This window comes from Pseudomonas sp. 3296 (assembly GCF_031456615.1).
GTDB lineage: Bacteria > Pseudomonadota > Gammaproteobacteria > Pseudomonadales > Pseudomonadaceae > Aquipseudomonas > Aquipseudomonas mucoides.
Genome location: NZ_JAVDUY010000005.1, coordinates 187989 through 213784 on the forward strand (window position 1 = coordinate 187989; position 25796 = coordinate 213784).

The 25796-nt window shown below is 59.0% G+C and carries 14 protein-coding genes; 8 read left to right on the forward strand and 6 right to left on the reverse strand.

All coding sequences use genetic code 11. The features are described 5' to 3' along the window. Positions 1–144: 144 nt before the first annotated feature. Positions 145–3612 (reverse strand): hypothetical protein, encoded by a 3468-nt coding sequence (locus J2X66_RS14955; RefSeq protein ID WP_310265607.1) that lies wholly within the window; start codon positions 3610–3612, stop codon positions 145–147. Between the two features lie 465 nt (positions 3613–4077). Between J2X66_RS14955 and J2X66_RS14960 the strand changes: the two genes are divergently transcribed. Beyond that, positions 4078–4452 carry a DUF6124 family protein gene (locus tag J2X66_RS14960; RefSeq protein ID WP_310265609.1) on the forward strand — a complete coding sequence of 125 codons (375 nt, stop codon included), beginning with the start codon at positions 4078–4080 and terminating at the stop codon, positions 4450–4452. A gap of 76 nt (positions 4453–4528) precedes the next feature. Here the strand turns inward: J2X66_RS14960 and J2X66_RS14965 are convergent, their stop codons facing one another. Next, complete coding sequence (locus J2X66_RS14965) at positions 4529–4888, reverse strand: PilZ domain-containing protein (RefSeq protein ID WP_310265611.1); 360 nt, start codon at positions 4886–4888, stop codon at positions 4529–4531. A 244-nt stretch (positions 4889–5132) separates the two neighbouring features. Beyond that, positions 5133–5507, reverse strand: a complete 375-nt coding sequence (locus J2X66_RS14970) for a tetratricopeptide repeat protein (RefSeq protein WP_310265613.1) — start codon at positions 5505–5507, stop codon at positions 5133–5135. Between the two features lie 158 nt (positions 5508–5665). Between J2X66_RS14970 and pyk the strand changes: the two genes are divergently transcribed. Beyond that, complete coding sequence (gene pyk, locus J2X66_RS14975) at positions 5666–7117, forward strand: pyruvate kinase (protein WP_027922904.1); 1452 nt, start codon at positions 5666–5668, stop codon at positions 7115–7117. Positions 7118–7268: 151 nt separating this feature from the next. Here the strand turns inward: pyk and J2X66_RS14980 are convergent, their stop codons facing one another. The 3 genes from J2X66_RS14980 to J2X66_RS14990 are packed head-to-tail and all read right to left on the reverse strand — an operon-like array spanning position 7269 to position 10082. Further along, on the reverse strand, positions 7269–8018 hold the full coding sequence (locus J2X66_RS14980; protein ID WP_310265615.1) for an enoyl-CoA hydratase-related protein: 750 nt from the start codon (positions 8016–8018) through the stop codon (positions 7269–7271). A 29-nt stretch (positions 8019–8047) separates the two neighbouring features. Beyond that, positions 8048–8983, reverse strand: a complete 936-nt coding sequence (locus tag J2X66_RS14985; RefSeq protein WP_310265616.1) for an iron-sulfur-binding ferredoxin reductase — start codon at positions 8981–8983, stop codon at positions 8048–8050. Further along, positions 8976–10082, reverse strand: coding sequence for a GGDEF domain-containing protein (locus J2X66_RS14990; protein ID WP_194940556.1), 1107 nt, complete (start codon positions 10080–10082; stop codon positions 8976–8978). Before J2X66_RS14990 ends, J2X66_RS14985 begins: the two co-directional genes overlap by 8 nt. Before the next feature lie 375 nt (positions 10083–10457). Between J2X66_RS14990 and J2X66_RS14995 the strand changes: the two genes are divergently transcribed. The 6 genes from J2X66_RS14995 (at position 10458) to J2X66_RS15020 (ending at position 25578) form a co-directional block, all read left to right on the forward strand. Next, positions 10458–11981 (forward strand): fumarate hydratase, encoded by a 1524-nt coding sequence (locus J2X66_RS14995; RefSeq protein ID WP_019581511.1) that lies wholly within the window; start codon positions 10458–10460, stop codon positions 11979–11981. A gap of 239 nt (positions 11982–12220) precedes the next feature. Continuing rightward, positions 12221–16714: a SpvB/TcaC N-terminal domain-containing protein gene (locus J2X66_RS15000; protein WP_310265621.1), complete on the forward strand. Its 4494-nt coding sequence runs from the start codon at positions 12221–12223 to the stop codon at positions 16712–16714. Then, a complete protein-coding gene (locus J2X66_RS15005; RefSeq protein WP_310265623.1) occupies positions 16711–19503 on the forward strand; it encodes an RHS repeat-associated core domain-containing protein in 2793 nt (930 codons plus the stop codon). The genes J2X66_RS15000 and J2X66_RS15005 overlap by 4 nt, the downstream gene beginning before the upstream one ends. 85 nt (positions 19504–19588) lie before the next feature. Further along, a complete protein-coding gene (locus J2X66_RS15010) occupies positions 19589–22402 on the forward strand; it encodes an RHS repeat-associated core domain-containing protein (protein WP_310265625.1) in 2814 nt (937 codons plus the stop codon). 81 nt (positions 22403–22483) lie between these two features. Next, entirely contained in the window at positions 22484–24250 is a 1767-nt protein-coding gene (locus tag J2X66_RS15015) for an ATP-binding protein (RefSeq protein WP_405046779.1), read from the forward strand. Then, entirely contained in the window at positions 24244–25578 is a 1335-nt protein-coding gene (locus J2X66_RS15020) for a sigma-54 dependent transcriptional regulator (RefSeq protein WP_310265629.1), read from the forward strand. Before J2X66_RS15015 ends, J2X66_RS15020 begins: the two co-directional genes overlap by 7 nt. The last annotated feature ends 218 nt before the right edge of the window (positions 25579–25796 follow it).

Sequence of the window (25796 nt, forward strand, 5' to 3'; positions counted from 1 at the left end):
GTTACTCCTGCGACCTGCACATCATTGATGTGGAAACGAATGACCAATCTGTCATTCCCTGTGCAGCCATTTGGCGGCATCCCTCGCGTCGCGTCTACTGTCATAAATGACAGTAGATGCGACCGTTCATCGGGATTTAAGGGGTCAGTCGGCGGCGTCTTTATCGACCATGACTTCGAATCGAGGGCTGTCAGCGCTGGCAGACACGCGTGTGACACCGCCCGACTGCTGCGCGCTTTGCGTCGCACACACCCAATGCTCGTTCGGGGGTAAATCGTCCGTCGGCGTCGCCTCCCAGTCGTTATCGACAGCACGGGAGGCGGCCCTACTGATTTGCGGATTGAACCAGGCACGTAGCTCAATCTCGGCATCCGCCCACGACGAGCCCGCGAACGTCGGCTTGGGCTTGACCCATCGACCAGGTAGCGGCGCGCTAAACTGCGGTGGCTGAGTCCGCAGCTCAACCGATCGCGGCGCTGTCCATCCGGAAAGATGGTTCTCGAAGCTCTGTTGAACCACGAGTGAGGGGTGGCCGGCCGGCCGGTCAAGCGAGAGCCAGAGCGACCACGTGCCGTTTTCCGACACCTGCGTGGTGCCGAGGATCACCTCAAGGGCATCCGCGAAGGCGACGCTAACCGTATCGCCCGGGTAACCAAAACCGGAAACGGCCAGGCGCGACTCGACCACCTCGCCATCGGCGGGCGTTTCGATGACCGCCTTGGCCGGCACGACCCCGAACACAAGATCCTCGCCGAATGCAGATTCCTGATCCTTGATAAGTTGCTTGAACCTCAACGTGTGTGTGCCCAGAGGCAGGGTCGCGTTGAGCCAGAATTCGCCTCGATAGTTGGCCCTGATTCTCGCCCATGGCTCGGCCCCCTCATCCAGAAACACCTCTACCGTCGCTACTTCAATACCTATTTTTTTGCTCGCAATGCCTTCGATTCTGAAGGAGCGTGCAACCGTATCCACAGGCTGTGGCGTGTTGACGACGGGCGCCAACAACTCCGCTTTAAAGCTGATGGGTTCGCTCTGTTCGGAAGATAATCCGTTGAACGACTGCCTGGCATAAATCTGATAGTCGCTAAATTCGAGCGACAGAAGCACCGCCCACCCGTCGTCAGTCACCGGCGCGTTGCCCAGTGACTGGTTGGTAAAATAGTTGTAAATCGTCATCACGGCACCGACATAACCGCCGCTACCTTCAACGATCGGCTCATGGCCCACCGGCGGCTCCATGGCTTTGATGACTGGCTTGGGCACGACCACGGAGAAAGATTTGATCACCTCGTTGGAGGTCTGCCCGTTGAAAGTCTGGGTCGCCGTGATGGTGTACGTACCCGGGGTGAAAGGCGCAGGACGACGGTAAGTCCAGTGACCGTCCTTATCGGTGTCAGACACCGGATAGATCGTGGCGCCATCGCTGAAAGTGAGCGTAACCACTGCGCCCTTCCAGCAGGTGCCCGTAATGTCCGGGGACAAGCCGTTTTCAGTAATAGTGTCGATCGAGGGCAGCGGCGCCTTGATGACCACTTGCACTTGCGACGTCCATTCCGATTGGAGGTTGTTGAACAGTTGCCGCGCCTTTACCGAATAAGTGCCCGGCTCCCACTGAGCGATCGCCGTATTCGTCCAACGATTGTTCACAACGTTGACTATCGGCATCGAAGGAAGGGGGTTAGAAGTACCTGTGATCTGCAGTTCGACTTTGGCGGCAGGCTGATCAGCCCAGGCATTACCGCTACCAGAAAATACTGGTTTCTGGTCGAGCCCGACGCTATGGGTGAGGCTGGGAGGCGGGACTTTGACTGTGAACGAGAGGTCTTGAGCCCACCCGGAATAGATTTTCTGATTGCTGGTACCCATGACCCATTGACGTGCAGTAATAGTGTAATTACCGGGTAGCCAGTCAGGATAAATCTGGGTCCACGAAGCGGAGTTCACCGTAAAGAATTTTAATACGTTGCCATTGTTTTTGTAGTGAAGATTGACCTCCGCGCCAACGTGCCCTTTTCCTTTGATTGTTACAGTCCCATTGGCGGATGCGACGGCTTCCAGTAACTCTACTGTCGGTGGCCGAACATTGAACGTTCGTACCGAACTGCTCCCGCCAGGCGTATTGTTATAGGCTGACCGCGCCACAATACTGAACACACCGACAGGTAATGGGTTGACATTACTACTAACTAACGTCCATCTACCATTTGACTGCACCGTACCTTGACCGACTATAAAACCATCATCCAGATCCTTCGACACCGTTACAATTGCACCGGGATGGTCAAGAAACCCGGATATTGGCGCATCCTGATCCACTGTAGCGCCAGCACGGGGTTGTTCGATTTCAAGTCCGACTAACTTGAAGCTGACGTTCCCCCACTCTCCCCCTGCTACATGACGAGCGGAGAGACTAGAATCCCCCAGGCTTTCATTGCTCAAATTTATCGCTTTGCTCCAGTTCCCATCAAGGTCCGCTGCTTCTGTCTCTCCATAATTAATGGTTCCTGCGCCGTTCATAAGTTGAACTTTCGAAAAAGGCACTTTGCCCGTCCCTTTGACTACGATATTCCCACGGTAAACCCGTCCTTCTTTACTTGGATATGTAAATTCCGGGGCAGGCATTACGTCTACTTCGACGACCTCCGACCATTCAGAGTAAGTTTTGTCGACATACCTTCTTGAGTCAAACACTTGCCTGCAGGTCATGCGCAAAAGGCCTGGGTATAAATTTTGAACTATGACTTTCCAGTTGCCATACTGATCTACAGTACCCCGGCCAAAATAAACAGTTCCCCCCTGTAGATATAAATGGAGAGTTGCACCAGGAGCACCGTTATTACCAGATACTTCCGCCGACGTGAGTGAAGTGAGTACTCTGGTCAGGATGACAGGTCTGGAAAGCACCACGACACGCAGGAGATGACTGCCCATGAACCAATCACCACTGTCCCACACCTGAGCGGTGATGTCATGAATGCCGTTGGGTAAAGATTCGCTAAGTGTCAAACCAACTTTGCCGTTAGTGTTTACTGTCGCCGTTGCACTCAGCGCCTTCCATGTGGCGGCATCTATAATATTTATTTTCCATCCCGGAAAAGCGGTCAATTCAAAGTACTGCCGCCCTTCAATTTTTTGTCCCTGCGGCCAGTTGAATTGCGGAATGTGGTACGCGTTGACACCCGGTGGATCGGCGGGTTCTTGCGCGTTTGTCGAACGAGAAGAAACGCCCTTTAACATGTCGTCATTATCGAGCTGTTTGATCGACGAGTTCGACTCCCCCAACGTCGGCACATAGTGACCAAAAGAAATAAGCCTGCTGGACATCACCCATTCATCTTTTCCATTCCATAACCAGACAAAATAACGCTGCTCTCCAGCGGGCAAAGGATAGGTCTGGAGAAAAAATTGACCGGCACCGGTCATGTGTACCTCACCGCTACACGTTGCGCCGGTAAAAGCATCAACAACTCTGATGTAATGGTTGGCATGCCCTCCCCCTTCCAACCTCATGTAGTTTGAAAAGTTCTCCTGCTTGCTTACATAGGGCCGGGAAACCAGAATCCCAGGTTCAGAGGCGTTGCCAACTTCGGTAGTGTCTTTATCTTCTGACATGATTGCTGTTCGTCCCTAATGTTCTGCGCAGACCGTAAGTGCCTTTCTACTTCGCGCACAGGGACGCTGCCTACCTGTAAAATCTGACAGTTCCGATGAACGGCATGATCATCAAATTGAGCTTCATCCCGATTTTTCAGGCCCTCGCCAAGTGACTACAACGCCTTGCGCAACGGACTACACATCCGCCAGAATCCGCCGGCTTGTGCACCTTGGCCTTGCCCCGTAACTTGATCCGTGTCGCTGCCACTCAGCGATCGGGTTTAGTCGCCCGGTAGACATATGAAGGTGCATAAGCGTCATCCAGTCGGGTATTCCCTATCCCCGCACTCGATGGTGGTTGTGCGCAGGGCGCCCTCGGGCGCGCCGGTTTTCGTATGCCTCCCGGTCGACTAACCTGCGTACAGCCGCCACCCCTTCGTTTAGTCGCGAATCGGTGGTAGCCCTAATAGAGGCAATACAATCATGTTCAAACCAACACCCAATCCACCCCCCGAAACCGACCCGGTTTCCCCCTACGCCACCCTCGATTCAAGAAAGCTCCACGCCGCCGCCGACAAGGCGCTCGACCATTACCTCAAACCCGACGCAGAAACCCTTCGCACTTCCCAGGACCGCGCCATGAAAATGTTCACCGTTGTCCCGGACGCCAATCCCGAAGCCTTGACCATCGAGACCTACGAAACGTTTTCGACGGTCAGCATTCTGCTGCTCGACCTGGCGGAAAGCCTGGACAACACGCCGCGGCATCTGGCGATGGCGATTTACCGGATGAGTGAGTTGGGGTTGATGCTGGTGGAGCGGTCGCTGGATAACGAGAAGGCGATCAAGACGGCCTGAGCTTCAGATATCAGGCGCCTGTGCTGACGCCATCGCGGGCAAGCCCGCGATGGCAATAGTGAGAGCGCCGCTTAACTCAGGCAGACGCCGGCAACGGCTGAAAACTGAAGTACTGCGTCAACGCCTCCACCAGTTGCCCAAACTCCGGCGGTGCCCGTTGCAGGCTGAACCCGGCGTCATAGTGGTGGGGAGTTGCGTCTTCATGACACCACAGGCAACTCGCCGTCAGGTCGATGACCTGCTGGCAACCGTCGGCGGCGGGGATTTTCAGGCGCAGGTCAAAGTCGACCCCCACCATCATGGGCAACTGACTGATAAGCATCAGCCCGTCTGCAGACACGTTGCCGAGAAAGCCGATGGGTTTGTCGGTGACGCTGTTGAACACTCTCAAGAAATACGGCAGCTGATGCCGCTCGATTCGGCGGTCGGTAAACATGCGAAAATGGCCCAGCAAGGCCCTTAAGCAGGGCCGCACTAATGCTTCGGAACGGGCTCTCTTCCATTTAATCCATGGAAGCGAAGGCACGCTCTCCCCGTTCCCGGTGCGACAGTCATGCAACCGCTGACGCTTACTCCTGCCGATCACAGGTATGACCTCGGCTTTAAAGGAAAGGCAAGCCTCTAAAACCGATCTTCTGGACTATAGCTCACCCCCGCCGAGCGGCCAGGGCTAACTGAAATCAGTACGTCGCCGGGCGTGGGTTCGCGGCGCTGCGAACCGGATAATGGCCCGTACTCTGCAGGGTTTCCAGACGAGCGCGGGCGCGGTAGGCGTATTCGCTTTGCGGGTAGGTCGCAATGATGTACTGGTAAGTCTGCGCCGCATCGACAAACAGCATCTGCCGTTCCAGGCACTGGCCGCGCATCATCGACACTTCCGGCCACACATAAGGCCGCGCACGGCTGGAGCGCTCGACTTTCGACAGTTCGAGCATGACCTGCTCGCAATTGCCACGGTCGTAGGCGCTGTACGCGAGATTCAAATGATGGTTCATCGACCAACGGGCACAACCCGTCACACTGAGGGCAAGGACGGCAATGAGCGCAAATCGCATGGGGGGATCTCCTGTCTTGAGCGCTGTATCGGCCTGCTGGCGAAAATCTTCAGGAATGTTCATTTCAATAAACAAACGAATAAGTAGTGCACATGAACAATGACTACACCCAAAGATGATAGTAGCCTCACTCAGCGCTTGAACTCAGGAGTCTTTGCATGTCCGTCCGTCGTACCAAAATCGTCGCTACCCTTGGCCCGGCCAGTAACTCGCCGGAAGTTCTCGAACAGCTGATTCTGGCTGGCCTGGACGTCGCCCGCCTGAACTTCTCCCACGGCACCCCCGACGAGCACAAGGCTCGCGCGAAGCTGGTGCGTGACCTCGCTGCCAAGCACGGCCGCTTCGTTGCCCTGCTGGGTGACCTGCAAGGCCCGAAAATCCGTATCGCCAAATTCGCCAACAAGAAGATCGAGCTGAAGATCGGTGATCAATTCACCTTCTCCACCAGCCATCCTCTGACCGAAGGCAACCAGCAAGTGGTCGGCATCGACTACCCGGACCTGGTCAAAGACTGCGGCGTGGGCGACGAGCTGCTGCTCGACGACGGTCGCGTGGTAATGCGCGTTGATACCGCCACCGCCACCGAGCTGAACTGCACCGTGCTGATCGGCGGTCCGCTGTCCGACCATAAAGGCATCAACCGTCGCGGCGGTGGTTTGACCGCACCGGCCCTGACCGAGAAAGACAAGGCCGACATCAAGCTCGCTGCCGAGATGGAAGTCGACTACCTCGCCGTGTCCTTCCCGCGTGACGCCGCCGACATGGAATACGCCCGTCAACTGCGCGACGAGGCCGGCGGTACTGCCTGGCTGGTGGCGAAGATCGAACGCGCCGAAGCCGTGGCCGACGATGAAACCCTCGACGCGCTGATCCAGGCGTCCGATGCGGTCATGGTTGCCCGTGGTGATTTGGGTGTGGAAATCGGCGATGCCGAGCTGGTGGGCATTCAGAAGAAAATCATTCTGCACGCACGCCGCCACAACAAGGCTGTGATCGTGGCGACCCAGATGATGGAGTCGATGATCCAGAACCCGATGCCGACTCGCGCCGAAGTGTCCGACGTAGCCAACGCCGTGCTCGACTACACCGACGCCGTGATGCTTTCGGCCGAAAGTGCTGCCGGTCTGTACCCGCTGGAAGCTGTGCAGGCGATGGCCCGCATCTGCGTCGGGGCTGAAAAGCACCCGACCAGCAAGACCTCCAGCCACCGTATCGGCAAAGTGTTCGAAAGCTGCGACCAGAGCATCGCGCTGGCGGCCATGTACACCGCCAACCACTTCCCGGGCGTGAAGGCGATCATCGCCCTGACCGAGAGTGGCTACACGCCGTTGATCATGTCGCGCATCCGTTCTTCGGTGCCGATCTACGCGTTCTCCCCGCACCGCGAAACACAGGCCCGCGCGGCCATGTTCCGCGGCGTCTACACCGTACCGTTCGACCCGGCATCGCTGCCGCCTGAGCAAGTCAGCCAGGCCGCGATCGACGAGTTGCTCAAGCGCGGCGTTGTGGAGAAAGGCGACTGGGTCATCCTGACCAAGGGCGACAGCTACCACACCATCGGCGGCACCAACGGGATGAAAATCCTGCACGTTGGCGACCCGATGGTCTGAGTGACCGGCCGCTGAAAACAAAAGCCCCACCATGTGAATGGCGGGGCTTTTTGCTGATCGTTCCCACGCTCCGCGTGGGAATGCAACCCGGGACGCTCCGCGTCCCAAAAACGGACGCGGAGCGTGGGAACGATCGAAGATCACCGAAGATTCAATGCCGCTTTATAAACCCGGTCAACGCCGCCATCGCTTCCGGCGACCGCAGCCGCTGGGTGAATAACGCGCCCTCTTCTTCTATCACCTTGCGCAGCAATTCCCGGTCCGGCGCTTTCATCAATTGCTTGCTGATGCGCACCGCTTCCGGTGGCAACGATTCAAAGCGCAACGCCATCTCCCGCGCCTTGGCCAACGCTGCTTCGCCACTGCCCAACGCCTCGGTGGCAATTCCCCACTCCGCCGCTTGTTCACCGCTGAACCCTTCACCCAGCAGCAACAACTCCGCCGCTTTGGCATGCCCAATCAAACGTGGCAGGAGCAAGCTGGAGCCGAACTCCGGACACAACCCGAGATTAACGAACGGCATCCTCAGGCGAGCATCCCGACTGACATACACCAGATCGCAATGCAGCAGCATCGTCGTGCCAATCCCCACCGCCGCACCCGCCACCGCAGCGATTACCGGTTTACGGCATTCCAGCAAATTGAGCATGAAATGAAACACCGGACTGTCGAGGTTGCCCGGCGGTTGCTGGATGAAGTCGGCGATGTCGTTGCCGGCGGTGAAGCACTCGGCGCTGCCGGCGATCAGCACGGCGTTGATTTCGGGGTTGGTGTCGGCCTGTTTCAGTGCTTCGGCCAAGTGGCTGTACATGGCGCGCGTCAGGGCGTTTTTCTTTTCGGGGCGATTCAGGCGCAGCGTCAGCACACCGCGTTCGCGTTCAATCTGGATGGCATCGGTCATGGTGGGTCTCGCGTCTGAAAAATCAGCGCTCAACCACGAGGCAGGAACACATCGGCCAGCAGTTGATTGCGCGGCAAACCCGCGAGGTACAGGCGCCGGGAAAAGGCGTCGACACTGTCGGGGGCTCCGCAGACTAAGGCCAGGGTTTGCCGGGAGACAAGCCGCAGTTGCGCCAATGCCTGCGGCAACTCGGCCGGGGTCCAGTGTTCGACGCTGAGGTTTTCACGGCCCTCGGCGATGGCTTGCAGGGGTTTGGCCAGGTAATGCTCATTGGCATCATGGGCGAGGTGAATGACGCGGATAGCCCCTTGATGATCCTGACGCAGCGCTTCGCGCAACACGCCAAACAGCGGCCCCAAACCGGTACCGGCGGCCAACAGCCACAGCGGGCGAGTGTGCCAGTCCGGATCGTAGTGCAAGGCCCCGCCGCGCAGTTCGCCGAGGCGAATCGAATCGCCGATTTTCAACTGACGGGCCGCATCGCTGAATGCCCCCGGCTGACGGCAATCAAGGTGAAACTCCAGAAAGCGGTCTTCTTCCGGCAGGCTGGCCAATGAATAAGGCCGCGCCACGTTGCCGGCCCACAACACCAGATGTTGACCGGCGTTGTAGCGCAAAGGGCGCTCGGGGGTCAGGCGCAAACGCAACACACTGGCGCTCAACCAATCCACAGCGGCCACCTCGGCCGGACGACCGTCCTGTTGCGGGTCGAAGGTGTGCACCTGCAGGTCCTCGACCACCTGGCACTGGCACGCCAAGCGCCAGCCTTGCTGACGCTGCTGCGCGCTCAAGGCATCCGGGCGGCTGTCAATCGGTAGCCCTTGTACACATTGCACCAGGCAGGCATGGCAACTGCCGGCGCGGCAACTGTAGGGCACTGGCACGCCGTTTTGATTCAAGGCATCGAGCAGATTACTGCCCGACGTCACCGTAAAGTGACGCTCGCCGACGCGTAACTCAGGCATCGACGTTCTCCCAGGCCGCTGCGCACCGGTTGCGTCCGTCACGCTTGGCGCGATAAAGCGCCTGATCCGCGCGCTGCAAGGCATCGTCGAGATCGTCGCCCAGTTCCAGCAACGTCATGCCCGCCGACAAGCTGAGATGGGCGACATTGAGGCCGATCAACTCGACATCGGTGAAGGCGATACGCAACCGTTCACAGCACGCGGTCAAGCGTTCGGCATCGCAATCGGGCACCAGCACCACGAATTCTTCGCCGCCATAACGCGCCAGCACGTCGCCGTCGCGCAGGCATGCGGTCGCGACACCGGCAAAGGCTTGCAAGACCTGGTCGCCCGCCGCGTGACCGTGCACATCATTGATGCGTTTGAAGTGGTCGAGGTCGATCAACGCCAGGCCATGCATCACGCCGGCGTCCATGGCATTGAGTTCGCGGGAAGCCAGGCGCAGGAAATGGCGGCGGTTGAACAGCCCGGTGAGTTCGTCGGTGGCGACCAGGTCTTCAAGCTGGCGCATCATCCCGCGCAGGGTGTCCTGGTGCGCTTGCAACGCGAAGCGCCGTTGCCGCATGCGTTGACGCGACGCCTGGACATAGCGGGCGTAAAGCACCAGCCAGATCAACACGATAAACAGCACAGACACTTGCAACCCGGCCAGCGCCGGGTCGGGCAATTGAAAGCGGTAGCCCTCCCACAGCGTGATCGCGCTGAAACTGAAAAACACCAACAGCGCACACCGCACCAACGCCCGGCGAGACAGATGGAACAGCCCGAACAGCAGAATCAGTACATAGAACACCAGGAACGCGCCGCGTGCTTCATCCAGATTGGCGATCAGCCAGGTTTGCCAGCCCAGCCCCATCAGCACTTGCACTTCGGTCAGGCTGGGGTCGGAAAAGCGCAGGTTGCAGCCGCTGTAAAACACCGCGAACAACGCCGCCTGGCTGATGATCACCATGGCCGTGCCGACAGCAACACTGGTTGCGGGTTCGTTGTAGTGGCCGGTGAAAAATGCCAGCCACAGCAACATCAAAGCCAGGGCGTAAGTGCCGGCAGCGAGGGCAAAGCGTTTGAGTAAAAGCCGTTGGATGGCGTTATGGGTCAATCGTTGACTCACCATGCGAAAAGAGGCTGTTTGAGTGTCCTACTCTACAGGCCGACTGCCACTTTAGTGGCGAGCCGGACAAATGACCATTCAATTTTCGGGGCAAAAAACTGACGTCAAAAGCATGGCCCGCCCTCCCCCTTCTCACCTACCAGTAGCAGCTGGCGAAGCCTGCGGCCAGAGAGATCGGGGTGTATGCGACCAACGATTGCCTGCCGGCGCGTGTACCCGCCCGCGAGGCGCGGTATACTGCCGCGCCTTTTTAGCGTCGCGCCAGCTTGTCCGGCGTGCCTTGAAAGGTGCTTGCAACCGACCGATGCACCCAAGCTGCAAGCACCTTATTGAATGTTCCCGTCTTTTAGAGGAGCGCGACTCATGACCGTGATCAAGCAAGACGACCTGATTCAGAGCGTTGCCGACGCCCTGCAGTTCATTTCCTACTACCACCCCGTTGACTTCATCCAGGCGATGCACGAAGCCTACCTGCGTGAAGAATCGCCGGCCGCCCGCGACTCCATCGCGCAAATCCTGATCAACTCGCGCATGTGTGCCACCGGCCACCGCCCGATCTGCCAGGACACCGGCATCGTCACCGTATTCGTTCGTGTGGGCATGGATGTACGTTGGGATGGCGCCACCATGGGCCTGGACGACATGATCAACGAAGGCGTGCGCCGGGCTTACAACCTGCCGGAAAACGTACTGCGTGCCTCGATCCTCGCCGACCCGGCGGGCGCTCGTAAAAACACCAAGGACAACACCCCGGCCGTTATCCACTACTCCATCGTTCCGGGTAACACCGTGGAAGTGGACGTGGCAGCCAAGGGCGGCGGTTCCGAGAACAAGTCGAAAATGGCCATGCTCAACCCGTCCGACTCGATCGTCGACTGGGTATTGAAGACCGTTCCGACCATGGGCGCCGGCTGGTGCCCACCGGGCATGCTCGGCATCGGCATCGGCGGCACCGCCGAGAAAGCCGCGGTGATGGCCAAGGAAGTGTTGATGGAATCCATCGACATTCACGAGCTGAAAGCGCGTGGCCCGCAGAACCGCATCGAAGAAATGCGTCTGGAGCTGTTCGAGAAGGTCAACCAACTGGGCATCGGCGCCCAGGGTCTGGGTGGCCTGACCACCGTGCTCGACGTGAAGATCATGGATTACCCGACCCACGCCGCTTCGTTGCCGGTGTGCATGATCCCCAACTGCGCCGCCACCCGTCACGCGCACTTCGTGCTCGACGGTTCCGGCCCGGCCTCGCTGGAAGCGCCACCGCTGGACGCCTACCCGGAAATCGTCTGGGAAGCCGGTCCGTCGGCCCGTCGCGTCAACCTCGACACCCTGACCCCGGAAGAAGTGCAGAGCTGGAAGCCGGGCGAAACCGTCCTGCTCAACGGCAAGATGCTCACCGGTCGCGACGCGGCGCACAAGCGCATGGTCGAGATGCTGAACAAGGGTGAAACCTTGCCGGTGGACCTCAAGGGTCGCTTCATCTACTACGTCGGCCCGGTTGATCCGGTGCGCGAAGAAGTGGTTGGCCCTGCCGGTCCGACCACCGCCACGCGGATGGACAAGTTCACCCGTCAGATCCTCGAGCAAACCGGCCTGCTGGGCATGATCGGCAAATCCGAGCGTGGCCCTACCGCTATCGAAGCGATCAAGGACCACAAAGCCGTTTACCTGATGGCAGTCGGCGGCGCGGCTTACCTGGTGGCGCAAGCCATCAAGAAATCCCGCGTTGTTGCCTTCGCAGAACTGGGGATGGAAGCCATCTACGAGTTCGACGTGAAAGACATGCCGGTAACGGTTGCGGTTGATAGCAAAGGCGAGTCGGTTCACATCACCGGTCCTGCGATCTGGCAGAAGAAGATCAGTGAAAGTCTGGCAGTAGAAGTGCAGTAAGCGCTTCATCGGGCCAAACAGCGGCCGGGTTGCCTGAAAAGGCGACCCGGCCGCTTTTTTTTGCCTGTGAATAACACCAATGGCATTGAACCGCTATTTTTTATAGCCATTCGATCTGGAGAAACCCCCTCTCCCTGTCAGATCTGACAGGTTACTTACGGCTCCCCTCTTGTTAGCGTCTGCTTCAGTCAGCGACACCATCGCCACGGACGAACGCCCGGCCAAACAGGATCAGCCCCATGCAAGAGCAAGCGTCCCTGAGTATCACTGAACCCTCGATTGCCAAGAGTGCCTCGATCGCCAGCATCGGCAAAAGCTGGGGCAAGGTTGGCCCCACCGGTGGCGCCTCATTCGAGTTGCCGCTGGCGCTTTCGCCGGGACGCGGTTGGGACCCGCAACTTTCCCTGAGCTATAGCAGCCAATCAGGAAACGGGCCGTTCGGTGTCGGTTGGCATTTGAACCTCAGCGCCTTTACCCGCCAGACCAGCAAAGGCGTGCCGCGCTACACCGATGATGATGTGTTCCTCAGTGCCTCCGGCGAGGAGTTGATCGCCGAACGCGACGCTGACGGCAAGATCAAGTCGCGGGACGCATCTGAATACCGCGGTTTGCCCATCGGTGCCCATCGGGTCGTGCAATATCGACCCCGAGTCGAAACCACGTTTGATGTCATCGAATTCTGGTGCTCCGAGGTCAACCCCCAAGGTTTCTGGCTGGTGCATGGGGCCGATGGCAGCCTGCACCTGTTTGGCAAGGTCGACACCGCGCGCAAGGCAGACCCGCAACAACCGGATCGGGTGGTTGCCTGGCTGCTGCAGGAAAGCATGAACGCCCGCGGCGAGCACATCTGCTACGAGTACAAGGCGGAGGACCCTGCCGACGAGCCCGCCCCGCACGACTACCGGGCCCAACGCTATGTGCATCGAGTGTTGTATGGCAACTTTGAGGCCAGCAGCCATTTGTATGGTTGGAACGTACTCACATCAGCGCCGCCTTCATGGCACTTCCTCGTGGTATTCGATTATGGCGAGCGCACCCGATCCCTGACCGAAAAACCGGTCTACGACAGTGAAACACTCAGTCCCTGGCTGAAGCGTCCGGATCCGTTTTCGTCTTATGGCCAAGGCTTTGAAGTCGGCACCCGCCGTCTTTGCCAGCAGGTGCTGATGTTTCACCGCTTTGCGGAACTGGGTGACGAGCCGGCGTTGGTCCGTCGCTTGCTGCTGGAGTATTCGGGCAACACCGGCCCCTGGTCTTACAGCCAAATCACCGCGGCGCATTACCAGACGTACGCCGCCAGCGGCGCCGTGGAAAACATTCCGCCGATAGAGTTCGAGTATTCAGGTGCTGAACTCAATACTCTGCCCGCCGTGTTTTTCCCGTTCGACCACATGCCGGCTATCGAGGACGGCCAGCACTCTCAATGCGTCGACCTGTTCGGTGAGGGACTGCCAGGTTTCCTGTGTCGCTACGACCAATGCTGGTACTACCGCGAACCCTTGCGTGACCGCACCGGTGGTGATCGCATCACCTACGGCCCGTGGACTGCGCTCGACGACATCCCTGTCGCCGACCGCCGCAAGCAAACCCATCAAGCCCTGATGGACCTGACCGGAAACGGACGCCTGGACTGGGTCATCGCCCAACCCGGCGTAGCGGGTTTCCATGCATTGAACCCGGATCGGAGCTGGTCAGGGTTTATTCCGTTCAAAGCGTTCCCGCTGGAGTTTTTCAACGCCGTCTCACAGTTGGGTGACGTGCAGGGCGATGGCCTCAGCTCGCTGGCACTGATCGGCCCCAACTCCGTACGCCTGTACGCCAGCCGGCGCGAGGAAGGTTTTGCCAAAGGCGAAGACGTCGCTCACACGCCGGATGATGACCGCCTGCCATTGATCAGCAACGCACGCAGCGAACTGGTGTTTATGGGCAACCTCCTGGGCAGCGACACCACCGAGTTGTGCCGCATCCGCCACGACGAAATCAAATGCTGGCCGAACCTTGGGAACGGCACATTCGGCACTGGATTTGTCATCGAAGGGCCGACATTCGATGACGCGACCTTCGACGCGGCGCGTGTGCGCATCGCCGATCTGAACGGCTCGGGCGCACCGGCGCTGATCTATCTGAATTCCGACGGGTTCGAGATTTATCTCAACCGGGGCGGCAATGGTTTTGAACTGACCCCCATTGGTGTTTCCTGGCCCGAAGGCGTGCGTTACGACCACCTGTGCCAAGTGACCCTCGCCGACCTGCAAGGCCTGGGCTGCGCCAGCCTGATCCTGACCGTTCCCCACATCAAACCCCGGCACTGGCGCTATGACTTCGTTGGCGCCAAGCCCTATCTGATGATCGCCAGCAATAACAACATGGGATGCAGTACCGAGGTGGTGTATCGCAGTTCGGCGCAAGAATGGCTGGACGAAAAAACCACGACCCATCTCACCTGTCACCTGCCCTTCCCCATTCAAGTGGTGAGCCATCAAAGCCAGCTCGATGAAATCACCGGCAATCGGCTGAATCAGTTTTTCCGCTACTTTCAGGGTTACTACGACGACCGGGATCGGGAATTTCGTGGTTTCGGGCGGCTGCACCAGACTGACAGCGAGATCGGCTCGGACGAAGACGAAAGCTTTACCGCGCCGGCGCTGGTCTGCACCTGGTCTCATACCGGCCAACAGATCGACATGCCTGACGAGGGTTACTTCAACGGTGACGATAAGGCGCACCCGCTGGGCGACACGTTGTTTTGTCGTTATCACCCGGGCGACGAGTGTGAAGAACTCATTACGCCTGACGATGAAGCCACTATGCACGGAATCGCCCGCGCACTCGCCGGCACTGTGCTGCGCGTGGAAACCTACGCGGCGAATGACCCGACCACCCCGTTCCTGGTCGAACAATCCCGCTACATCGTGCGCCAAGTGCGTGAGCGCGGTCAGCACGATCCTGCCCCGGTGTTAATGGTGTCGCAACTGGAAAGCATCAGCTACCGCTATGAGCGTTTTATCAATGACCCGCTGTGCCGGCATGTCGTGAACCTGGGTCGGGATGCGTTCGGGCTGACGACCCACAGCATCACGGTCAGTTATGCCCGACGCCTGACTGAACTGGATGAGCCACCCTTTTCCGATGTGGATGAACGCAAATGGTGGAGCGACGCCCATGACCGGGCTCAACAGTTCTACTACCTGGCCGAAACCTGCGCTGCGTTTATTCATTTGGTCGATCTGCAAGGCTGGAGGCTCGGCCTGCCCTATCAGCAACGCGGCAATGCACTGGTCTTGCCCAAGGGCCAGGCACCGACGGGGCTGAACCCCGAAGCCATTGATTATGAACAGTTCATGGACTCGTTCAAATCAGTCGAATGGGAAGCTCAGCGGGAGCTGACCTCACAAACGGTGCAACGCTACCTCGAAACCCAAGACCGCACGATAATGCCCGACGGCACGGCTAGCTTCGAAGCGCTGGCAGGCCCGCTGGAAATGGCGCAATTGAACAAGACGGCGCTGGATGTCTACAGCGATGTGAGCCCTCCAATCGACATCCGGGCTGAACTGACGAAGATTGGTTATTTGTCGATGCCGCTGATTCTCGGGACGAACAAAGAGGCCGATGAGGAAGAAGACCAGCAAAGAAATCTTTGGTCCAGCCAATACAACTTTGCCCAGTATGCAGGCCTCGAACGCTTCTACCGGGTGACCCAATACAATGAAACCCCGAGCCATGGCGTAACCAAAGCGAGCAGCGACGATTACGCTTTCGCGACCCTCAGCGTCGAACAACCGGATGGCTGTACCACCCTCTTAAAGTACGACTATCACTCACTGCAACCGCTGCGCATCATTGATGCCAACGAAAACGTTGAAGAAGCCCTTTACGATCCGTCCGGCCCGCACACCATCACCTATTACGGAACGGAAAACGGCGCGCCCGCCGGCTTCCTGCCGATTGCCAACTACACCCGCCCCGAAGATTCCAGCCCCGCAACGGCAATCGAATCTCCCAAGGACGCGCTGCAAAATGCCGCCAGTACCTTTCGCAAGGACCTGTTCAGCTGGATGGGCACGCTCCCTGATGCAGTGAAGCAGACACCTGACTGGCTCACTGAGTGGATCCTGCAAGGCTACGTGCTGCCCGACCTTCACATTCGCGCCAGTGCCCGACGGCGCCTGGCCAGGCGCACGTCCCGGACGCCGGCAGAACAGGCATTGTGGGACTTGCTGCAATCCATCGTTCGCGTACCGGTGCACAGCGTGGTGCTGACTGCCGATCGCGATTACTACGACGAACAGGCGTCGCAAATCCACGTCGACCTGAACATCATCGACGGTTTCGGACGGTCCTTGCAAACCCAGCAACGCGTCGAGCCTGGCGAGGCCTATGTGGTGGAAAACGGCGAATTGGTGATCGAAAACGGCCAGCCGAAGGAGGCGCACGCCGAGCAACGCTGGCGCATCAGCGAACGCGTGGAATACAACAACAAGGGGTTGGCGGTACGCACTTATCGCCCCTATTTCGCTAATGCTTATGGCTACATCCATGACCACTCTTTCAGGAATTTTGGCTATCACGATAAATGTTACTACGACGTCCTGGGTCGCCTGATCAAGATCATCAACGCCAAGGCGGATACTGCGCTGGAAATCATCCACCCCTGGTACACCGCCAAGCTGGATTTCAATGACACCTTTGTCCCGCCGGACTCGCGAGGGTCCAAGGCAGGCAAGCGATGAGTCGCACGGTCGACTGGAAAACACCGTTGGTGAAGGCCGTTGATGGGCGGCGCCTGACCGTGCGCCAGATGACCTACTTGCGCTCTGTGCCGGACGGCCCCGTGGAAACCCACATCACCCGGCAACGCTTTGATACGCTCGGGCGGCTGGTGGAACAACGGGACGCGCGGCTGGCCAACGCCTCCAGGCCCAACCTGTCGACGATTTACGACCTTGCCGGGCACCCGGTAAACGTTGACAGCGTCGACGCCGGCAGGCGCACAAACCTGAAGGGTCTGGCCGGTGAAGTCCTCCAGAGCTGGGATGGACGCGGCAATCATTGGCGCAGCACTTACGACAACCAATTGCGCATGCTCATGCTTGAAGAGAGCGGACACGGCGTCGTTGATACTGACACCTACGCCTCTGCACTGGCTGACCCGAACTACAATCTTCGCGGCCGGATGATCCGACAAACCGACCCCAGCGGCGCACTCGAGTTCAGCAGCTTCAGCCTCAAGGGCCAGCCATTGCGCGACAGCCGAACCGTCACCGAGGCCGGTACTTTCGCCAGCAGCCGGACCTACAACCCGCACGGCGCGTTGCTGACCCAGACCGATGCCTTCCATCATCAGCAACGGATGCGATACGACATCGCCGGTCAACTGCAACAGGTTCACCTGCTGCTTGAACCCACAGGCACCTGGCAGGCTGTACTTGAAGCGGCCCGGTACAACGCGGCCGGCCAGATCATTGAGCAACGTGCCGGCAACAACGTATTCAGCCGCTGGCTATACGACGAGGCCGATGCTCGTCTTACGACCTTCACCGCCGGTGTGCCCGGGCAGGATCTGCTCCAGCACTTTGAGTACGTTTACGACCGGGTCGGTAATGTGCTGCATATCGACGATCTGACCTTTGAACCGGTGTACCACTGTAATCAGCTCATCAATGGCCGCCGTACATTCACTCACAACTCGTTCTACCAGCTGACCAGCGCCACCGGCCGTGACGCCACCCCAGGCTCTGAAATGCCGGGACGCCCTTTGCCGAGTGATCCCAACAATCACCTCAACTATAAACAGCGCTACGAGTACGACGAAGGCGGAAGCCTGATCAAGTTGACCCATGAGCGTGCTGTGGGCGGTTACACCCACAAGATGTTCATCGACCCGAACAGCAACCGTGGTGTGCGCTGGAAAGAAGCAGATCCAGCCCCTGATTTCGACAGTCTGTTCGACCGCCACGGCAATCAGCAGGTCTTGGCCTCGGGCAGGTCTTTGCACTGGAACAGTCGCGATCAACTGGCATCGGCGACGCTGGTCGAACGTGAGAACAACGCTAACGATGAGGAATCGTATCGCTACAGTCAGGGTGTACGGCTTCTCAAGCGCCATGAATGGCAAGGCTCGACTCTCACCCATTTTCGTCAGGTGATCTACTTGCCGGGGCTGGAAATCCGCACCCGGGACGACGGCGAAACGCTGCACGTCATAACGTTGCCGGGTGGTCGGGGCTGCGTCCGCTGCCTGCACTGGGCGAGCAAAAAACCCGACGGGATCGATCAGGATCAACTGCGCTACACCCTCGACGATCAGTTGGGTTCCTGCCTCATGGAGCTGGACCAGGCCGCCAGATTGATCAGCCACGAAGGCTACTACCCGTTCGGCGGCACCGCCTGGCTGAAGGCCGCGTCATTACTGGAGGTGGGCTACAAAACCATCCGCTATTCAGGCAAGGAAATGGATGAATGCGGGCTTTATTACTACGGCGCTCGCTACTACGCACCGTGGTTGCAGCGTTGGGTGAGTGCTGATCCTGCGGGGGCGGCGGACGGGCTGAACCTGTATCAGTTTGTCGGGAACAATCCACTGCGCTATGTGGATCACACCGGCGAGACGAAAGCGGAGAGTGTGATTTACAACTACTCGAGGTTCATCTCCGCCCTCAATGGCTACGCCGACCAGACACTCCAGCAACTCGACAACGTCATTCATCAAACAAATATTGGAAAAAATCTGGTGAAAGGCCTGGTGGTTGAGGGCATCAAAGGTGCAATCGGCTATGAGGGGGGCGTCATGGGCAGCGGGCAAGCCGGCCTCGTACTTCCTCAGGCCTCTCACGCACTGCAATTCACCGACCCCAACGCATTGATCGGCGGCAACCTTGGCGGAGATGTAGCCGGGGCATTGGAAAATCCGATGACCAGTGGCATGGGGCTGACCTCCGGTGCGCTGATCCCGCAAACCTCGACGATGTCCATTGCCGCCATTGATCAAGAGTTGGGTTTGGCTCCTGCCGCCAGAGACGTGAAAGCCAACTGGAAATCGATCAGGGATCAGGTCATTCGCCCGGCGCTCAATTCGACATTGAACCCTGGCTTCATGATGAACAGAGTGATGGCCTCATGGCTGTCGATCATCCCTGGCGCGATCAATTCGTTTCAACGGGCCATAGAGGCAGAGGACATCAAGAACCGTCTCGACCCCGTCAAAATCAACAAAATAGAAGGCATGCTCACCGAGTGGAAGAGCACTGTCGAGGAGCGCTGGGCCAGTGCCGACGCCGCGTTCAACGCGTTGGGCACCGATGTCATTTATCCAGCTGACCAACTCCCCAACGTCAACTTCATGACCTCGCCAAAGACCCTTGCCCCGATTCATCGGTCAGTGTTGCAGGCGCAGACCCGAACGACCCTGGATTACATCGCTCGCGCTCAAACAGGCCTGGCCTGGTACAGGGAGATGAGCACTACGGACAACCAGTTCCTGGCACGGCAAGCCCGTACAGTCAAACGAAAAGCCGCTTGAATCGAACGACGACATGGCAACGAGTGACTGATCAATGCACCAAGGTACGCCTATATTGTTGGCCCACGACCCTCGCACACTGTGTATGAGACAGGTGGCGTACCTGCGAAACACGGTCGGCGGTGATGTTGAAAGCCTTGTCTCTCGTCAATGTTACAACCGGGCAGGGCAATCGATCGCTCAATGGGATCCGCGTCTGTTCAACACCGGTTCAACACCCAACCTCGCTACGGTCTACAGCTTGTCCGGTCAACCGTTGAAAGTGAACAGCGTCGATGCCGGCAGCGGGCTGAGCTTGCCGGGGCTGGCCGGTGAAACATTGCAGCGTTGGGACGGGCGCGATCACCATTGGCGCACGAGCTACGATTCTCAATTACGTGTGGTGGCCGTCGCGCAAAACTCCCGGCCTGACGTGGAAACCTTCACCTATGCCGACGCATCGGCCGATCCGGCCTGCAATGTGCGTGGCCAGATGATCAAACACGTCGATCCGGCAGGGTGGCTCGAATTGAGCTGCTTCAACCTGCAAGGCGCGCCGTTGAGTGAAACCCGAACGATTGCCGAGGTTGGCCCCTTCATCAGCAGCAGCACCTACAGTCCGCTCGGTGCGGTATTGACACAGACCGATGCCGGTGGCCACCAACAACACCAGCACTACGACATCGCCGGGCAACTCAAGCAGGTGTTTTTGCAACTCAAGGACCATGAGCCGCAATGTGTTCTACAGGATGCGCAGTACAACGCGGCCGGCCAGATCCATACACAAGTGGCCGGCAACGGCATCATCAGCCAATGGCGCTTCGACCCGGCCGACGGTCGCCTGGACTCGCTCAAGTCCGGTAAACCCGACGAGGCCTTGCAGCAAAACCTGCGATATTTCTATGACCGCACAGGCAATGTTCTACGCATCGAGGATCACACACTGACCACGGTGTACGGTGCCAACCAGCGCGTCGACGGTCACCGCAACTTTCTCTATGACTCACTCTACCGGCTGATCAGCGCCAGCGGTTTCGAAGCAGAGATCCCCAATCTGCGCCCCGGGTTGCCGACCCCGATGCAGCCGATCGACTCTGGCCGTCGTTATGGCTACACAGAACACTACACCTACGATGAGGGCAATAACCTGACCACGCTGCGTCATCAGCGTGAGGGCAACAATTTTACGCAGCACATGCGAATCGACCGTGACAGCAACCGTGGCGTGCGCTGGAAAACCGGCGACCCGGAACCGGATTTCGAGCGCCACTTTGACCGGCATGGAAACCAGCTATTGCTGCAGGAGGGTACCCAACCCCTGAGCTGGAATGCCCACGATGAACTGGAAAAGGTGACCCTGCTCACCCACGGCAACGGCTTGGCGGACGATCAGGAAACCTACCTCTACAGCCAGGGCGAACGGGTGTGCAAACGCTACCTCACCCATACCCGCTCAATAACCCACAGCCGTGAAGTGCTTTACCTGCCGGGGCTGGAGATTCACACCCGCGACGACGCCAGTGTGCTGCACGTCGTCACGCTGCCACTCGCTTTCGGCAATGTTCGATGCCTGCACTGGGTCAGCGGCCAGCCGGATGACCTGGAGCCGGATCAATTGCGCTATAGCCTCGACGATCATTTGGGGTCCAGCACACACGAACTGGACCGCGACGGTGCCTTGATCAGCCTTGAATGTTATTACCCGTTTGGCGGCACCGCATGGTGGGCGGCGCGTTCGGCGGTAGAGGCCGACTACAAGACGATTCGCTACTCAGGCAAGGAAATGGACCGCAGCGGGCTTTATTACTATGGCGCCCGCTATTACGCGCCGTGGTTGCAGCGATGGGTCAGTGCCGACCCTGGCGGCGCTGTGGACGGGCTGAATCTGTATGCAATGGTGAACAACAACCCGATCGTCTTTATCGACCCCGATGGTCAGACACTTGAAAATTTCCTGAACGCCACGCTGGAAACACCCCGGCAACGCGATGAGCGAAAAGCGCAAAGCCGCACCACACAGAAAGCCAGGGGCGATCGATCAGACCTGAATCAGGCAGTGTACAAACATACAAAAATCGTCGCGCTCTCGGCTCGCCGAGCCAGGGAAGCCCAAGGGCAGATTCTTAACCATCGCTCGGCAGCAGCGCTGGGGTCCTCCGCCGCGATCCGAACGGCGACGCATATTGGCAGCCAGATAATTGCCTATGGGGCCGGAGTCGGCATAGGCATAGGGGTCAGTGCGCTGGGTTCAGCCGCTGGCCCGGCGGGTGTTGCCGTTGGTTTTGTCGCAGGCATAGCGGCAAAAAAAGCAGTGAGCTTCAGTATTGACTGGGCGGCGGAACGCGCGGGTCTGAGTACATCCGTCCAATTGAAATCAAGGAAACTGGACCCCGATAGGATCGCAAAAAAGGGTGAATACAAGACCATGGAGTTAGTCCCTTTTATCGGCGCCAAAGTCAAAGGCATTGCCAAAGGTGTTGCCGACATGAATCAAAAAGGAATTTTGAAAGGTGGCAAAGAGGGCATCAATCTGGCCACTTCCACCACGCTCAAATTAGCGAATACACCACTGGCGAGTGAATTAAGCGCTGGAGTATCCGCCCTGTCAGGCCTGCCCGAAATCGTGCACGAAGTGATGGGTGCCAGCGCTGATCTCACGCCAGAGAAAATTGACAGGCTGAACGCGAACATCACCAACCTGATCGGCCTCCTGGAAGACAGTCTGAATAACATTGAAGCGATGTTCGCCGCTACCGGAACGCAGGCAGTCAATACCTTCAGTTTCATTCCGGGCAAACTCCATACCTCGTCCGGCGATACGGTCGCCAGTCTGAGACTATTAACCCATGGCGCCATTAACGAGCTGAGAAATACCCGTGGACTGCTGAACACCCAGTCCTCCAAAGTCACCTCCCTTTAAAAGGGGATCAACGTCGCAACGATAACCGGCACGGGCGGCATGCTATGGTGCGCGCCCGTACCTTTTTCTGTTTCCTACAGCATGTTGCCGACTTCTCGTACTTTGCGCCTGTCTCTCTATACCGCAGTGATCATCGCCGGTGCCGTGTTGGCCGCCGGTTTCGCCATGCGCCACACCGAACGCCAGGCCCTGGTTGAAGACGCTGCGCGCGCCAATCAGCAATTGGCGCTGTACGCCAATTCCCTGCACACCCTGATCGACCGCTACCGCGCCCTGCCTGCCGTGCTCGCACTGGACCCGGAGTTGCGCGCCGCCCTCAACGGCACGGTATCGCCTGAGCAACAGGACGTACTGAATCGCAAGCTGGAAAAAATCAACGGCGCCGCCCAGTCCTCGACCCTCGAACTGCTCGACCGCACCGGCCTCGCCGTGGCCGCCAGCAATTGGCGCTTGCCCAGCAGTTACGTCGGCCACAACTACGGCTTTCGCCCCTACTTCAGCGAGACCCGCACCCAAGGCACCGGGCGCTTTTACGCGGTGGGCGTGACCAGTGGCATTCCGGGGTATTTCCTGTCCAGCGCAGTCACCGGCGACAACGGCGAGTTTCTCGGTGCCATGGTGGTGAAGCTCGAGTTTCCGGAACTGGAACGCGAATGGCGCCAGGGCAGCGACACGCTGCTGGTCAGTGACGCACGCGGGATCATCTTCATCGCCAACCAGCCGGGCTGGCGTTATCGCTTGTTGAAACCGCTGAACGACAACGATCACGCCGCGCTCAAGGCGACCCGCCAGTACGACAAGCAACCGCTGACGCCGCTTGAGTCTCAATCCCTGCGCCGCTTCGACGACAACAGCGATCTGGCGCGGGTGGTCGGCCCTGACGGGACGGCGGATTACCTGTGGGAATCGCTGCCACTGGCCACCGAAGGCTGGACGCTGCACCTGTTGCGTCGCCCGCAAGTCGCGTTCGAAGACAGTCGCAATGCCGCGCTGGCCGCTGCCGGGTTGTGGCTGGCGCTGGTGTTTCTGTTGCTGTTCCTCAATCAACGCTGGCGTCTGGCGAAAATGCGCCAGCGCAGCCGCGAAGAACTCGAACAACTGGTGGAAGAACGCACCCGCGACCTGCGCACCGCTCAGGACGGGCTGGTGCAATCGGCTAAACTGGCGGCGCTCGGCCAGATGTCGGCCGCCCTCGCCCATGAAATCAATCAGCCACTGACCGCCCAGCGCATGCAGCTCGCTACGCTGAGGCTGCTGCTCGATCACGGCCGGGTCGACGACGCCTACAAGGCGCTCAAACCGGTGGACGACATGCTCACACGCATGGCTGCCCTCACCGGCCACCTGAAAACCTTCGCCCGCAAAAGCCCCAGCGGCCTGCGCGAACGACTGGACCTGGCGGCGGTGGTGGATCAATCGTTGCAGTTGCTCGACGCGCGTCTGCGTGACGAACAGGTCAGCACTGTGTTGCACCTGACGCGTCCGGCGTGGGTACGGGGTGATGCCATTCGCCTGGAACAGGTGCTGATCAACCTGCTGCGCAATGCCCTCGACGCCATGCACGACAAGCCCTGCAAACGCCTGGAAATCCGCCTCGAAGCCGACGAGCAATTGTGGCGCCTGACGGTCAGCGACAACGGTGGCGGCATCGCCGAAGAACACCTGCCGAACGTGTTCGATCCGTTTTTCACCACCAAACCGGTGGGCGATGGCCTGGGGCTTGGGCTGGCGGTATCGTTTGCCATCGTTCACGAAGCGGGCGGACGCCTGAGTGCCGATAATCACGGCAACGGCGCGGTGTTCACCCTGACCTTGCCCATCGATCTGGAGGCACCAGCCGCATGTTGAATTCAGTGATGGTGGTCGACGACGAAAGCAGCATTCGCAGCGCCGTCGAACAATGGCTGAGCCTGTCGGGGTTCGAGGTGCAGTTGTTCAGTCGCGCCGATGAATGCCTGGCGCAATTGCCCGCGCATTTTCCCGGGGTGATCCTCAGCGATGTGCGCATGCCCGGCATGACCGGGTTGGAGTTGTTGGCCGAAGTCCAGCATCGCGATGCGGACTTGCCGGTGATTTTGCTGACGGGTCACGGCGATGTGCCGATGGCGGTCGAAGCGATGCGCGATGGCGCGTACGACTTCCTTGAAAAACCGTTCAGCCCCGAAACCTTGCTGAGCAGTTTACGCAGGGCGTTGGACAAGCGTCGGCTGGTTTTGGAGAACCGTGCCCTGCACGAGCAGGCCGACAACCGCGCCAAACTCGACGCCACCCTGCTCGGTGTGTCCCGTGGCTTGCAGACGCTGCGTCGGCAAGTGCTGGACCTCGCGGCATTGCCAGTCAACGTGTTGATCCGCGGTGAAACCGGCAGCGGCAAAGAGCTGGTCGCGCGGTGCCTGCATGACTTCGGGCCGCGAGCCGACAAGCCGTTTGTGGCGCTCAACTGCGCGGCGATTCCGGAGCAGTTGTTCGAAGCTGAATTGTTTGGCCACGAGAGCGGCGCGTTCACTGGTGCTACGGGTAAACGTATTGGCAAGCTTGAATACGCCGATGGCGGCACGCTGTTTCTCGACGAAATCGAAAGCATGCCGCTGGCCCAGCAGGTGAAGTTGCTGCGGGTGTTGCAGGAGCAGAAGCTTGAGCGCTTGGGGTCGAACCAGAGTATTCGCGTGGATTTGCGGATCATTGCCGCGACCAAGCCGGACCTGCTGGATGAGGCACGGGCCGGGCGTTTTCGTGAGGATTTGGCGTATCGACTGAATGTCGCCGAGTTGCGGCTACCGCCCTTGCGTGATCGGCGCGAAGACATTCCGTTGTTGTTCGAGTCGTTTGCACAGCAGGCCGCCGAGCGTTTGGGCCGGACCTTTCCACCGTTGACCGGCCCGCAGTTGAGTCATCTGCTGAGCCACGACTGGCCGGGCAATGTGCGCGAACTGGCGAACGTTGCCGAACGGCAAGTGCTGGGGCTGGGTGAGCCGGAACCGGTGGGGATTGATCCGGGGCAATCGCTGGCGGCGCAGCAGGAAGCGTTCGAAGCGCATTGCCTGCGCGCGGCACTGACCCGGCACAAGGGCGATGTGAAAGCGGTGCTTGAAGAGCTGCAACTGCCGCGCCGGACCTTTAATGAAAAGATGCAGCGGCATGGACTGACGCGCGAGATGTTCCTGACTGATAGCTGATTTTTGCAGTGTCCGGACTGGCCTGCTCGCGATGAGGCCGGCCCATGCAAGGCCATTCCACGCCAGCTAAGCGAAAATCCGCTCACACTCAATCCAGCATAAGCGGATTTCCGCTCACCCAATCTGCAAAACCCCTCTAAACCGCCCCTCTCCCCCTTGGCACATCTCCTGCTATAGCCCCAGCAGGCTGCGTTTCAACGCGCTCCACAAAAACAATT

Coding starts and splice junctions, on each gene's coding strand:
- pyk (WP_027922904.1), top strand. CDS start 5,666: ATGTCCGTCCGTCGTACCAAAATCGTCGCTACCCTTGGCCCGGCCAGT.
- J2X66_RS14970 (WP_310265613.1), bottom strand. CDS start 5,507: ATGCGATTTGCGCTCATTGCCGTCCTTGCCCTCAGTGTGACGGGTTGT.
- J2X66_RS14985 (WP_310265616.1), bottom strand. CDS start 8,983: ATGCCTGAGTTACGCGTCGGCGAGCGTCACTTTACGGTGACGTCGGGC.
- J2X66_RS15020 (WP_310265629.1), top strand. CDS start 24,244: ATGTTGAATTCAGTGATGGTGGTCGACGACGAAAGCAGCATTCGCAGC.
- J2X66_RS14955 (WP_310265607.1), bottom strand. CDS start 3,612: ATGTCAGAAGATAAAGACACTACCGAAGTTGGCAACGCCTCTGAACCT.
- J2X66_RS14960 (WP_310265609.1), top strand. CDS start 4,078: ATGTTCAAACCAACACCCAATCCACCCCCCGAAACCGACCCGGTTTCC.
- J2X66_RS14995 (WP_019581511.1), top strand. CDS start 10,458: ATGACCGTGATCAAGCAAGACGACCTGATTCAGAGCGTTGCCGACGCC.
- J2X66_RS15015 (WP_405046779.1), top strand. CDS start 22,484: ATGTTGCCGACTTCTCGTACTTTGCGCCTGTCTCTCTATACCGCAGTG.
- J2X66_RS15010 (WP_310265625.1), top strand. CDS start 19,589: ATGAGACAGGTGGCGTACCTGCGAAACACGGTCGGCGGTGATGTTGAA.
- J2X66_RS14980 (WP_310265615.1), bottom strand. CDS start 8,018: ATGACCGATGCCATCCAGATTGAACGCGAACGCGGTGTGCTGACGCTG.
- J2X66_RS14965 (WP_310265611.1), bottom strand. CDS start 4,888: ATGTTTACCGACCGCCGAATCGAGCGGCATCAGCTGCCGTATTTCTTG.
- J2X66_RS15005 (WP_310265623.1), top strand. CDS start 16,711: ATGAGTCGCACGGTCGACTGGAAAACACCGTTGGTGAAGGCCGTTGAT.
- J2X66_RS15000 (WP_310265621.1), top strand. CDS start 12,221: ATGCAAGAGCAAGCGTCCCTGAGTATCACTGAACCCTCGATTGCCAAG.